The organism is uncultured Formosa sp. (genome assembly GCF_947500765.1).
GTDB lineage: Bacteria > Bacteroidota > Bacteroidia > Flavobacteriales > Flavobacteriaceae > Formosa.
Map to the genome: position 1 here is coordinate 78140 of NZ_CANMTH010000011.1, position 13511 is coordinate 91650.

At 32.5% G+C, this 13511-nt stretch carries 12 protein-coding genes; 6 read left to right on the forward strand and 6 right to left on the reverse strand.

Going from position 1 to position 13511, the window contains the following annotated elements:
- The first annotated feature begins 66 nt into the window (after positions 1 to 66).
- Both pepT and Q1B05_RS16080 read left to right on the forward strand, forming a co-directional pair.
- Entirely contained in the window at positions 67 to 1302 is a 1236-nt protein-coding gene (gene pepT, locus Q1B05_RS16075; RefSeq protein WP_299781999.1) for a peptidase T, read from the forward strand.
- A gap of 259 nt (positions 1303 to 1561) precedes the next feature.
- On the forward strand, positions 1562 to 2185 hold the full coding sequence (locus Q1B05_RS16080) for a hypothetical protein (RefSeq protein WP_299782000.1): 624 nt from the start codon (positions 1562 to 1564) through the stop codon (positions 2183 to 2185).
- A gap of 69 nt (positions 2186 to 2254) precedes the next feature.
- Here the strand turns inward: Q1B05_RS16080 and carB are convergent, their stop codons facing one another.
- Positions 2255 to 5107: a carbamoyl-phosphate synthase large subunit gene (carB, locus tag Q1B05_RS16085; protein WP_299782001.1), complete on the reverse strand. Its 2853-nt coding sequence runs from the start codon at positions 5105 to 5107 to the stop codon at positions 2255 to 2257.
- 103 nt (positions 5108 to 5210) lie between these two features.
- The gene (gene rpmH, locus Q1B05_RS16090) at positions 5211 to 5372 is read right to left on the reverse strand and encodes a 50S ribosomal protein L34 (protein ID WP_038527912.1); all 162 of its coding nucleotides are present in this window, start codon (positions 5370 to 5372) and stop codon (positions 5211 to 5213) included.
- 168 nt (positions 5373 to 5540) lie between these two features.
- On the opposite strand from rpmH, the gene Q1B05_RS16095 reads away from it, so the two are divergent.
- On the forward strand, positions 5541 to 6419 hold the full coding sequence (locus Q1B05_RS16095; RefSeq protein ID WP_299782004.1) for a DUF6263 family protein: 879 nt from the start codon (positions 5541 to 5543) through the stop codon (positions 6417 to 6419).
- 5 nt (positions 6420 to 6424) lie between these two features.
- On the forward strand, positions 6425 to 6994 hold the full coding sequence (locus Q1B05_RS16100) for a DUF2892 domain-containing protein (protein ID WP_299782006.1): 570 nt from the start codon (positions 6425 to 6427) through the stop codon (positions 6992 to 6994).
- 68 nt (positions 6995 to 7062) lie between these two features.
- On the opposite strand, the gene Q1B05_RS16105 is transcribed toward Q1B05_RS16100, so the two are convergent.
- Together Q1B05_RS16105 and Q1B05_RS16110 are read right to left on the reverse strand one after the other, a co-directional pair.
- Complete coding sequence (locus Q1B05_RS16105; RefSeq protein ID WP_299782055.1) at positions 7063 to 7983, reverse strand: lytic transglycosylase domain-containing protein; 921 nt, start codon at positions 7981 to 7983, stop codon at positions 7063 to 7065.
- A 39-nt stretch (positions 7984 to 8022) separates the two neighbouring features.
- A complete protein-coding gene (locus Q1B05_RS16110; protein WP_299782008.1) occupies positions 8023 to 8697 on the reverse strand; it encodes an alpha/beta hydrolase in 675 nt (224 codons plus the stop codon).
- 129 nt (positions 8698 to 8826) lie between these two features.
- Between Q1B05_RS16110 and Q1B05_RS16115 the strand changes: the two genes are divergently transcribed.
- Complete coding sequence (locus Q1B05_RS16115) at positions 8827 to 9123, forward strand: N-acetyltransferase (protein WP_299782009.1); 297 nt, start codon at positions 8827 to 8829, stop codon at positions 9121 to 9123.
- A gap of 43 nt (positions 9124 to 9166) precedes the next feature.
- Here the strand turns inward: Q1B05_RS16115 and mtaB are convergent, their stop codons facing one another.
- Positions 9167 to 10501, reverse strand: a complete 1335-nt coding sequence (mtaB, locus tag Q1B05_RS16120; RefSeq protein WP_299782057.1) for a tRNA (N(6)-L-threonylcarbamoyladenosine(37)-C(2))-methylthiotransferase MtaB — start codon at positions 10499 to 10501, stop codon at positions 9167 to 9169.
- A gap of 204 nt (positions 10502 to 10705) precedes the next feature.
- Between mtaB and Q1B05_RS16125 the strand changes: the two genes are divergently transcribed.
- Positions 10706 to 12337 carry an ABC transporter substrate-binding protein gene (locus Q1B05_RS16125; RefSeq protein ID WP_299782011.1) on the forward strand — a complete coding sequence of 544 codons (1632 nt, stop codon included), beginning with the start codon at positions 10706 to 10708 and terminating at the stop codon, positions 12335 to 12337.
- Here the strand turns inward: Q1B05_RS16125 and Q1B05_RS16130 are convergent.
- Positions 12334 to 13509 (reverse strand): GlmU family protein, encoded by a 1176-nt coding sequence (locus Q1B05_RS16130; protein ID WP_299782013.1) that lies wholly within the window; start codon positions 13507 to 13509, stop codon positions 12334 to 12336. The genes Q1B05_RS16125 and Q1B05_RS16130 overlap by 4 nt on opposite strands.
- Positions 13510 to 13511: the final 2 nt, after the last annotated feature.

Consider the following 13511-nt stretch of genomic DNA (forward strand, 5'->3'; position numbering starts at 1 on the left):
AAAATCCTACAATTCAAAAAGCATAAATAATTAATAATAGTATTTTTGTATAAAATTTCACCCCTCATGATAAATAAACAGCACCTTATAAACCGTTTTGTAAGCTACATAACTGTAGATACAGAATCGGATCCAGAAAGTAACACAACCCCAAGTACAGAGAAACAATGGGATCTTGCCAATGCTCTTGCTGAAGAGTTAAAAACAATTGGTTTAGAAGATGTCTCTATAGATGAGAATGCCTACATTATGGCAACTTTACCAAGCAATGTAGACCATGACGTTCCTACAATTGGTTTTATTTCACATTTCGATACCTCTCCAGATTTTTCTGGCGCTAATGTTAACCCTCAGTTTATAGAAAATTACGACGGAAAAGACATTGTTCTTAGCAAGGAGCAAAACATCATATTATCTCCAGATTATTTTGAAGATTTACTGCTTTACAAAGGACAAACACTAATTACCACAGATGGAACAACGCTATTAGGAGCAGATGATAAAGCTGGAATTACTGAGATTGTTACAGCTATGGAATATTTAGTACAACATCCAGAAATTAAACACGGAAAGATTCGTGTTGGCTTTACTCCTGATGAAGAAATAGGTCGCGGAGCTCATAAATTTGATGTAGAAAAGTTTGGAGCAGCATGGGCTTACACTATGGATGGTAGTGAAATAGGAGAATTAGAATACGAAAACTTTAATGCTGCTGGAGCCGTAGTTACTATAAAAGGGAAAATTGTACATCCTGGTTATGCGAAAGGGAAAATGATAAATTCTATGTACATCGCTACAGAATTTATTAATTCATTACCACGCATAGAAACGCCGGAACATACTGAAGGTTACCAAGGCTTCTTCCATCTAACAGATATTAATGGAGAAGTAGATTCTACCGTTTTAAAATATATTATCCGCGATCACGATAAAGAACATTTTGAAGCGCGTAAAGACGTAATGCAAAAATTAGCAAATGATTTAAATGCACAATATGATCATGATGCTGTTAGTGTTGAAATAAAAGATCAATATTTCAATATGAAAGAAAAAGTAGAACCTGTAATGCATATTGTAGATCTTGCTGAAGACGCTATGAAGCAAGTAGGTATTACTCCTAATATTAAAGCCATTCGTGGTGGTACAGATGGTTCTCAATTAAGTTATATGGGCTTACCTTGTCCTAATATTTTTGCTGGAGGACATAATTTTCATGGACGTTACGAATACGTTCCTGTAGAAAGTATGATTAAAGCAACAGAAGTCATTTGTAAAATTGCCGAACTTACGGCCAAACGTTAATAGCGTTAGCGATTGTAGTGGCATCCTTTTTTAGCTTTAATAAAGGGCTAAAAAAGATATAACGAAAAGCGCGACCTTTATGGTAACGCCCAAACTAAATGTCTGATGAACCAAGAACACATCAGACATTTACGTTATAATATAATACCAGTTAACTATTAACTCTTTAAATTCAGGATGCTTTTTGAATAATTTATATGCTGAATTAAATAGTGGTATCTTTAATGAAATTAGCACAAACAACACTTTAAACTAAAAAATGACTGATAATATATTTGTAGATAGATTTAAAAAAATGACTAATGAAGAACTTGAAGCCATTAGTTTTAACGAAAAAGTTTACACCAACGAAGCACGTTTAACAGCTTTAGATATTTTAAAAAGCAGAGGATTAAACACGGATGCTATTAATAAAACTCACAGTGTTTTAACCGCCAAAAGTATTGCCGAGAAGAACATAATTATAAATGATACACCTAATGTCTCTGCTGGCACAAGATCTAAGCTAAAAGCGCTACCTGAATTATACTCTAAAAGCTTAATTTTAGCTATTTCTATTTTATTTTCTCCACTTTTTGGAAGTGTATTATTAATCTATAACTTTAAAGACTCTAAACTAAAAAAAGCACGAAATCATGTGATACTATTTATAATAGGATATATTTTTATTGTAGTATTAATTTCATTATTTAGTTTAAACTCTAATTTTGCATTAATTATAAATGTAATTGGAGCTTTTATTTTAACGGAATATTTTTGGAATACATATTTAGGTAAATCAATAGAATATAAGAAACGTAATTGGGCTAAACCCGTACTTATTATACTTGCTATTACAATACCTCTTACTTATTTTGTACTAAAAAGCGGAGGTGCTTTATAAGTTAAAATATATTAAAGCATAAAAAAGGCTTCCTAAATAGGAAGCCTTTTTTGATATATAATGGTATATTTATTTATTTAAATACATACGTCTACGAGAGTAAATGTTATAAAACTCATCGTCTCTTAAGTTATCTATAAACAAGATACTTTCTCCAGTACTTTTCATTTCTGGTCCTAGCTTTTTATTTACATTATGAAATTTATTAAAAGAAAATACAGGTTGCTTAATAGCATAGCCTTTTAATTCCGGTTTGAAATCAAAATCGGTTACCTTTTTCTCTCCTAACATTACTTTAGTAGCATAGTTTACATATGGTTCTCCGTAAGCTTTTGCTATAAAAGGAACCGTACGAGATGCTCTTGGATTGGCTTCAATAATATACACTAAGTCGTCTTTTATGGCAAACTGTATATTTATTAAACCAACAGTATTTAAAGCTAAAGCAATTTTTTTGGTATGGTCTTTAATTTGTTCCATAACCAAATCTCCTAAAGTAAAAGGTGGTAGCAATGCATTACTATCTCCCGAGTGAATTCCACAAGGTTCAATATGTTCCATAATCCCGATAATGTACACATTTTCACCATCACAAATCGCATCTGCTTCTGCTTCGATTGCACCATCTAAATAGTGGTCTAACAATAATTGATTTCCTGGCATTCTGCTTAATAAATCTACAACGTGTTTTTCAAGTTCTTCTTTATTAATTACAATTTTCATCCCTTGTCCTCCAAGAACGTACGATGGACGTACTAAGATTGGAAAATCTAGTTTGTCTGCTATCGCAGAAGCTTCATCTGCTGTTGTTGCAATATCAAACTCTGGATAAGGAATATTATTTTCTTTTAACATGTTAGAGAACAACCCACGATCTTCGGCTAAATCTAAAGCTTCAAAGCTTGTTCCTAATATTTTAACACCGTACTTGGTTAATTTTTCAGCAAGTTTTAAAGCCGTCTGACCTCCTAACTGAACAATAACACCTTCTGGTTTTTCATGCTTAATTATGTCGTAAATATGTTCCCAGAATACAGGCTCGAAGTATAATTTATCGGCTGTATCGAAATCTGTAGATACGGTTTCCGGGTTACAGTTAATCATAATAGTTTCGTAACCACATTCTGCAGCTGCAAGTACACCATGCACACAACAGTAATCGAACTCGATTCCTTGCCCGATACGGTTTGGACCAGAACCTAAAACAATAACTTTTTTTCTATCTGTAACCACACTTTCATTATCTGCATAACGATTACCGTCGGCAGTTTCTACATCACTTTCAAAGGTAGAGTAATAATATGGTGTTTTCGCTTGAAATTCTGCAGCACACGTATCTACTAATTTGTATACACGATTTACACCAAGTTCTTCACGCTTACTATAGACTTGACTTTCTAAACATTTAAGCATGTGTGCAATTTGACGGTCACCATATCCTTTTTGTTTAGCTTCAAGCAATAAATCTTTCTGAATTGTATCAATAGTAAAGGTCGAAATTTCGTTTTTAAGCATATGTAATTCTTCATATTGCTTTAAAAACCACATATCAATTTTTGTGATTTCGTGAATTCTACTTAACGGGATTCCCATCTCGATTGCATCGTAAATGATAAACACACGATCCCAAGACGCATGTGTTAACTTCTCGATAATCTGATCGTAATTTTTATTTTCTTTTCCATCTGCTCCTAAACCGTTACGTTTAATCTCAAGAGATTGCGTTGCTTTGTGAAGTGCTTCTTGAAACGAACGTCCAATTCCCATAACTTCTCCAACAGATTTCATTTGAAGTCCTAAAGTTCTGTCTGAACCTTCGAATTTATCAAAATTCCAACGCGGTATTTTCACGATTACATAATCTAAAGTCGGTTCGAATAAAGCCGAAGTCGATTTAGTAATCTGATTGTTTAATTCATCTAGATGATAACCAATAGCCAGTTTAGCCGCAATTTTCGCAATAGGATACCCCGTTGCTTTAGACGCTAAGGCAGAAGAACGCGATACACGAGGATTAATCTCGATAGCGATAATATCTTCGTTTTCATCTGGAGACACAGCAAACTGCACGTTACATCCTCCTGCAAAATCTCCAATATTACGCATCATATGAATAGCCATATCTCGCATTCTTTGATACGTTTTATCACTAAGCGTCATGGCCGGTGCTACAGTTATAGAATCTCCTGTATGAATTCCAATTGGATCCATATTTTCGATAGAACAGATAATAACCACATTATCATTTGCATCTCTAAGAAGTTCTAATTCGTATTCTTTCCAACCAATAAGAGCTTTATCGATCATAACCTCATGAATTGGAGAAATCTCTAATCCGCGGGTTAATAATTCGTCGAAGTCTTCTTCTTTATATACAAAAGATGCACCTGCACCACCTAAGGTATAAGATGCTCTAATAATTAAAGGGAAACCAAATTCTTGTGCAATTTCTTTACCTTTTAAGTAAGATGTAGCTGTTGCTTGTGGCGCCATTGGCACACCAATTTTAAGCATTAACTCTCTAAACTGCTCTCTATCTTCGGTAATATTAATAGCATCAATATTAACACCTATAATATCTACTCCAAAATCTTTCCAAATTCCTTTTTCATCGGCTTCAATACATAAATTAAGTGCTGTTTGCCCACCCATAGTAGGTAAAACAGCATCTATATTTGGATGCTCTTCAAGGATTTTCACAATTGATTTAGTCGAGAGAGGCAACAAGTATACATGATCGGCCATTGAAGGATCGGTCATAATAGTTGCTGGATTCGAGTTGATTAATACGGTTTCTATCCCATCTTCACGAAGCGATCTTAAGGCTTGAGTTCCTGAATAGTCAAATTCGCAGGCTTGCCCAATTACAATTGGTCCAGACCCGATAATTAGAATAGATTTTAGCTTTGGATTTTTTGGCATTGTATTATATTAAGATATTTCAAAAGTAGTTATAAAAACGAGATATAAAAAAAGGCGTTACCATTAAGTAACACCTTTCTATTATATCAAAACACTGATATCATTATTTTTTATGTCTTGACTCAGAAGATACAGACAGTTTCTTTCTTCCTTTAGCACGTCTACGTGCAAGGACTTTTCTACCATTGGCAGAAGCCATTCTTTCTCTAAAACCGTGCTTGTTTCTTCTCTTTCTTTTTGATGGTTGAAACGTTCTTTTACTCATTGTCTTGTATCTTTAAAATCTTCAATATTCTATCTAAACGAAGTCTTGATGGTTTCTTCAAAACTGCGGGCAAATATACAAAGAGTTTTTAGTTTAACAAACCTTATTTAAAAAATATTTTTTAGTAAAATTTTTAGTTTCTTTGTAATCCCAAATAAGAGTGTACAAATGATTCGATTTTTTCTTAAGATATTAATATTTACCTTTATAGGTACATGTTCTTTATCTGCCCAATCTTTACTGCAATATCGGTTAAATATAGGAGATAGCATAACAGTACTACAGCAGGCAACACAAAATATAGTGCAATGTGAAAAAGGTATAGAACATAAAATACTAAATAATCTAGAAGAGAATTACACCTTTAAAGTCGCTGCTAAAACAGATAGTACTTATAAATTAAAATTTCACTTTAATCAATTTAAGCTTAAAACAACTTCTAATAAGTTTGGTGTTTTAGTTGATGTAGACACTAACAAACCTGCAACAGACAACGATACTGAAGGAAAAATATTTGGTGGTTTAACACATTCTGAATTACAGATAGAGATGTCTTTCTCTGGAGAAATTATTCAGGTAATTGGAGCAGAAGAAATGATTAATAATATGATTAGCTTATCTGGAATACGTGATGAATTTACGAAACAGCTAATGATTGAATCGATGAAAGCTGAATTTGGTAACGAATCTTTATCTAAAAGTTTTGAGCAACTCACGCATATTTACCCAAAACAGAAAGTAAATATTGGTGATACTTGGAAGAATGAGTATACTGGGGAGATAAATTCTAAAAACACTTGGAAGCTTAAAAAACTATCTGATAATATTGTTTTAAATGCAGAATCTACATTAAGTATGATTATTGAAGACGAATTTACCAACCTACTTTTAAAAGGAAAACAAAATATAGTCGTGATTGCCGACAAAAAAACAGGATTTATTAACGAAATGACTGTAAATGCGGAAGCTAGTAATGCTGTCGATTTAAATCATCCAAACAGTAATCCAACCAAAGTAACATCTATAACAACTTATAAAATTAAATAAAACATATGTACAACAAGAACATAAAATTAGTAATCGCCGGTTTAATTATAGCTTATGCCGTTTACCAATTTATAGAAGGAAATATTGGAAATGGAATCATGTTAATCTTATTGTCGTCTATTTTTATCTTTTTATACTTTAAGAACGAGTTTATCTTGCTTGCTTTTTTAAAGTTACGTAAACAAGATTTTGAAGGCGCTACCAAATGGTTAAACAAAATTAAAAACCCAGATTCTGCTTTAGTAGCAAAACAACATGGTTATTATAATTATTTACATGGCATCATGGTTTCTCAGACAAACATGAATGAATCTGAAAAATATTTAAAAAAAGCCGTGGCTTTAGGTTTAAATATGGATCATGATTTAGCGATGGCAAAATTAAGCTTAGCTGGTATTTCTTTATCTAAACGCAGAAAACAAGAAGCTACGAAATTGTTATCTGAAGCTCAAAAATTAGATAAACAAGGCATGTTAACAGATCAAATAAAAATGATGAAAGAGAATATGAAACGTGCTCAAGCTCCTAATCAACATTTTGGCGGTCATAAACAACCAAGAGGAGGAAGACGATAAATCTTTCTTTAAAGCATAAAAAAGGGCGTTGAATTAATTCAACGCCCTTTTTTATTATATAATACATCTTATTTATAATATCCTTCCTTAGGAATTTCTATCTCGTATAATTTTCTTGAACTATTATTTAAGAACGATTCACGTAACCAAGGATTATGAATTTTTAAAATCTTATAGTTAATATCATACTTCTGAGCAAAAGCAGCGAAATCTGTAACCGCAGTATCAACTTTTACAGTATAGGTTGGCACATAAGTATACAAATCTTTTTCTCTGAAGTTAAAGCCATACTTTAACGGATTATTTAAAATTTCTTTTAGTGCAATAATTCTAAACACGTAACGCCCTGTTTCCTCTCCTAGCAACAAATCATAATAATCATCTACTTTTTGAGCTTCTAAACGAGAAGACACGCCTCTATTCCCTGCATTATATGCTGCTGCAGCCAAGGTCCATGTTCCTAACTGTGCTTTAGACTTTTTTAAGTATTCGCAAGCGACTTCAGTAGATTTTTCCAAATTGTAACGTTCATCTACATTATCATTTACTTCTAATCCAAAATCTTTGGCAGTTGCTTTCATAATTTGCCAAACACCACGAGCTCCTGCAGGAGATACTGCATTTGTTAATCCGCTTTCTATAACAGCCAAATATTTAAAATCGTCTGGAATTCCATGTTTCTTTAAAATAGGCTCTATAATTGGGAAGTACTTATTTGCACGTTTAAATAATAATAAAGCATTAGATTGCCAATAGGTATTTACTAATAATTCACGATCCATACGTTCATGAACATCAGGATCTGTTAATGGTAAATTTTCGCCTGCAAAATCTAATTGTTCTGGCATTTGCAGCGCATAAACATTATAGTCATTAAACTGTTTTTTTTCGAAACTTTCATCGGTTTCGGGGTCACCAACAGCATTAATAGACAATGCAACTACCCCTAATACCCCGACAAACATTAGACCTTTATAAATATTCCTCATCATTTTGGTTTGTTTTTATAATTTAAATAGCATCAAAATCTAAGCCAGATTATCACTTAAAATTAATTGTGGCAGATTTTCATTAAACCATTTATATTTATTTATAATCATAATATGGGTACCATCTTTTACAGTGATACAATCTTTAATATATTGATACGGAAAAACCGCATCTTTATCGCCATGAATATGTAATGTGTTTGGGAGCGGTTTTTCTTGATCCCAGCACACGACTTGTTCAATAGCCCAATCTAAATAATTTTTATCACGTACAGATAAATATTTTTTATATAAATTCACACGTTTTGTTGTTGAATTCCCAAAAGTATACTTGGCATACGATTCAAAATCACGTACCAAATGCGTTGGTAGAAACTTATACATTTTGGTAACCTTCGCTAATTTCATTCGTTTTGGTAATTCGTACTTAGTTAATACGCTTGAAATTACAATAACTTTTTTAGTTTTCATATGCTTACTCATTTCTTGCACTAAAATCCCTCCAAAAGACACGCCTACAAGTACCGGCATCTTTTCTTTTACATTTTTACAAATACGTCTTGCATAGTCTGATAAGCTTTCCTTTGGGTTTGGAATAACCCATTCTAATAAATGCATTTTAAAGCGATCTTTTGGCAAATCTATATATTCAAAAATTGTTGGATTAGCTGCCATTCCAGGCATAAAATACACATGTATTATATCTTGATTCATAAGGTATTAAACTGTTAAACTCTTTAATTTCATAATAATTTTACGTAAATTTGTATCAGTTTTCTACTGAAAACTTATTAAAGAGAGAATTCTTTTTTTCTCTTTACTCCATTCGTTAAAAACATGACCATGATAGAAACAGCAGAAGTATCAGACAACGATTTTTTACGCCAGTTTGAATGTAAAATTGACGACGATTTAGCCATTATTGAATACTCTTTACAAGAACGCAAGATTTTTTTAACTAAACTAATTGTTCCTGAAGAAAAAAACACTGAAGAGTTTCAAAATGAATTTATAACACTAGTATTAAACAGCCTGCAAGAACGCAATTTAAGCGTTGTTCCTACGTGCCCTACTATTGCCAAATTTATGAGAAAACACAGACAGTACAAAAGCATGCTACCTATTGGTGTTAGAATATAATTCTTATAAAAAGAGCCACTTAGTAAGTGGCTCTTTTTATATTTTAGACTGCAATTGAATCTTTTACAAACTCAAATCTAACTAAGCCATCTTCGTCTATTTTTGTTAAAGTAATATCCTGTAGTGTATTTACTAATTCAGGATTCCAAGGTGTTTTAACTTTTACATAATTTTCTGTAAATCCTTGAATATAACCTGCTTTATTTTCTCCTTCAAATAAAACCGTTCGTGTACTTCCTAACTGACTCTCGTAAAAGGCTCTACGCTTTTTAACTGATAATCCGCGAAGCATCTTACTACGTTTGCTACGCACATTTTTAGGCACAACACCTTTCATAGCTGCAGCTTCTGTATTATCACGCTCAGAATAGGTAAATACGTGCAAATACGAAATATTTAATTCATTTAAAAAATGATATGTTTCTAAAAATAATTCTTCTGTTTCTCCAGGAAAACCAACAATAACATCGACACCAATACATGCTTCTGGCATGACTGTTTTAATCTTATTTACGCGATCTACATACAATTCTTTCATATAACGACGACGCATTAACTTAAGAATTTCGTTACTTCCACTTTGTAATGGAATATGAAAATGTGGCACAAATGTTCTGCTTTTAGACACAAAATCTATCGTTTCGTTTTTTAGTAAATTTGGCTCTATAGATGAAATTCGAAGACGTTCAATCCCTTCAACGGCATCTAAACCTTTTACCAATTCGTAAAACGTGTGTTCGTGTTTTTTATTTCCGAACTCCCCTTTTCCATAATCTCCAATATTAACACCGGTTAATACAATTTCTTTAATATTCTTTTCTGAAATTTCTTTAGCATTCTTAAGTACATTCTCCAATTCATCGCTTCTAGAAATCCCTCTAGCCAACGGAATTGTACAATATGTGCACTTATAATCGCAACCATCTTGCACTTTCAAAAACGCACGTGTACGATCGCCAATAGAATAACTTCCTACATAAAAATCGGCTTCTTCAATCTCGCAAGAATGTACTTCTCCAAAATCATTTTTAGACAAATCGTTTAGATAATCTGTGATTTTAAATTTTTCGGTAGCTCCCAAAACTAAGTCTACACCATCTACATCTGCTAATTCTTGTGGTTTTAATTGTGCATAACACCCAACTGCTGCTACAAAAGCTTTCGGATTAATTTTTTGCGCTTGCTTTACAATCGATTTAAAACGCTTATCTGCATTATCGGTAACCGAACAGGTATTAATTACATATATATCTGCTGGATCTGAAAAGTCTACACGGTCAAATCCTTCATTCTCAAAATCTCTAGCAATGGTAGAGGTTTCGGAAAAATTTAATTTACAGCCTAAAGTATAAAAAGCTACTTTTTGTCGAGTCATAATTTGATTGTCTAAAATGATGCAAATTTACAAAAAAACTATGGTGTTTATACTAAAACCCTCTTAATACATACTTCACAACGTATTACTCTTTTTTAATACTTCCAAAAAAATAAAATAATTTAAAGAGCGAAGTTCCATTTGTGCAGTAATACACTTACTTTTGATTTTCTAACATTTTATATAAATAATTTCAGATTCCTTTCTATGTCATCAGTTTTAAACACGTTTTCTTCCTCTTTTAAAAACATATTACTTATTTGCATTGGAAGCTTAGTATGTATTAACTGTGCTTCAGACCAAAAAAGAAGTAGCGACAATCTTGTTTTTAGATATAATGAACATAAAAACATTAGTTCATTAGATCCTGCTTTTTCTAAAGACATTGCCGATATTTGGGCAACAAATCAGTTATTTAATGGCTTAGTGCAAATGAATGACAGCATGCAAGTAGAACCTGCCATCGCTAATTCTTGGACAATTTCTGAAGATGGATTAACTTATACTTTTAATTTACGAAACGATGTATATTATCATAAAGACACTTTATTTGGTAGAGATTCTACACGCGTAGTTACAGCCGAAGATTTTAATTATAGCTTGAACCGTTTGCGCGATCCGCAAGTGGGATCGCCTGGTCGATGGGTTTTAAATAAAGTAGATGCATTTAAAGCGATAAATAAAAACACATTTCAAATTCGACTAAAACAACCATTCCCTGCTTTTTTGGGATTATTAACCATGAAATATTGTTCGGTTGTTCCTAAAGAAATTGTAACACATTACGGATCGGAATTTAGATCACACCCTATTGGTACAGGACCCTTTTATTTTAAACGTTGGGAAGAAAACGTAAAACTAGTGTTTAGAAAAAACACTTTATATTTCGAAAAAAATTCAGAAAACCAACATTTACCATATCTTGAAGCCGTGGCCATTACCTTTTTACCAGACAAACAAAGTGAGTTTTTACAATTTACACAAGGTAATATCGATTTTATTTCTGGATTAGATGCCTCTTACAAAGATGAAATATTAACCGCCAACGGACAATTACGAGGTCGCTATACTACTGAAGTGAATATGATTCGTGCCCCCTATTTAAACACTGAATATTTATCGTTTTTTATGGATTCAGAATTATCAGAAATACAATCTGAATGGCTTAGAAAAAGCATCAATTATGGTTTTGATCGGGAAAAAATGATGACGTATTTACGAAACGGAATAGGTATTCCTGCACATGGTGGATTCATACCAAAAGGATTACCTGGTTATAATACTACCATTGGATTTAATTATCAACCCCAAAAAGCAAAAGCATATCTAGAAAAATTCAAGGAACAAACAGGTATAGAACATCCAGAAATCACAATTACAACCACAAGTAACTATTTAAGTTTTTGCGAATATATTCAGCGTGAAATTCAGAAAACAGGATTAATTGTACATATTAATGTTGTACCACCTTCTGCTTTAAAAGATGCTAAAGCAAACGGAAAACTAGATTTATTTAGAGCAAGTTGGGTTGCAGATTATCCAGACGCAGAAAATTATCTTTCGTTATTTTATAGTAAAAATTTCGCTCCAAACGGACCAAATTATTCTCATTTTAAAAATGACTTATTTGATACTTGGTACGAACAATCGTTTACGGAAACAGATTCTAAAAAACGAGAAATACTCTATGCTAAAATGGATTCTTTAGTAATAGCACATGCTCCTATTGTACCTTTATTTTACGATGAAGTTGTTCGTTTTACTAGAAAAAATGTTCATGATTTAGGAATTAATCCAACCAATTTATTAGAATTAAAACGTGTTAAGAAGTACAATTAATCTCTTCTATACTTTTTAGACTCTTCAAAAATATGTTCCAGAATAGCTTTATCTACATCGGTTAATTCTACATCACGTCTTTTCATCACCATTTCGGCAACTTCAAAAGCTTTTTTAGTTGTATAAGTTGTAAACCCGCTACTTCCTCCCCAACTAAAGCTTGGTACAAAATTACGAGGAAAACCAGTACCAAATATATTTGCATTTACACCAACAACTGTCCCTGTATTAAACATGGTATTAATACCACATTTACTGTGATCTCCCATCATTAATCCACAAAACTGAAGTCCTGTTTTCGCAAAATTTTCTGTTTCGTAGCTCCACAATCTTACTTCTGCATAATTATTTTTCAGATTAGAGTTATTAGTATCTGCACCTAAATTACACCATTCGCCTAAAACAGAATTACCTAAATACCCATCGTGTCCTTTATTAGAATTAGCAAATAACACCGCATTATTTATTTCTCCACCTACTTTACTATACGGTCCAATAGTTGTTGGTCCGTAAATTTTAGCCCCCATTTTAACGGCTGCTTTTTCACACAATGCAAAAGGCCCACGAATTAAACTTCCTTCAAGAATCACGGCATCTTTACCTATATATATAGGACCTGTGGATGCATTTAGAGTTACAAAATTAAGTTGAGCACCTTCTTCTATAAATATATTTTCAGGAGCAATAGTATTTACTGTAGTAGGGATAGGCAAAGAAGTTCTTCCTTCTGTTAGCAAATCAAAATCTGCTTGAATAGCAGCTCCATTTTTAGAAAAAATATCCCAAGTATGTTCTACTTTAAGACACGCTTCATTATATTCTATAGCCTGGTAAGTTTCAAAATCTATATCTTCTTGAGAATCTGTTGCAAAAAAAGCAATCACATCTTCATCTTTAAAAATAGCTTGATTTTTTTCTAAACGTCTAATAAGTTCTACTAATTCGAAATTTGGAAGGTATGATGCATTAATCATTACATTTTCTTCCATTTCAACCATCGGATATTTATCTGCAAGATAATCTTCGGTAATAGTTGTAATAGTACTTCCTAAATGATGCTCCCATTTTTCGCGAATAGTTAAAATACCAATTCTAATATCTGCAACAGGTCTTGTGTAGGTAAAAGGTAATAGACTGTTGCGCGAAGGACCATCAAAGAGAATATAATTCATTA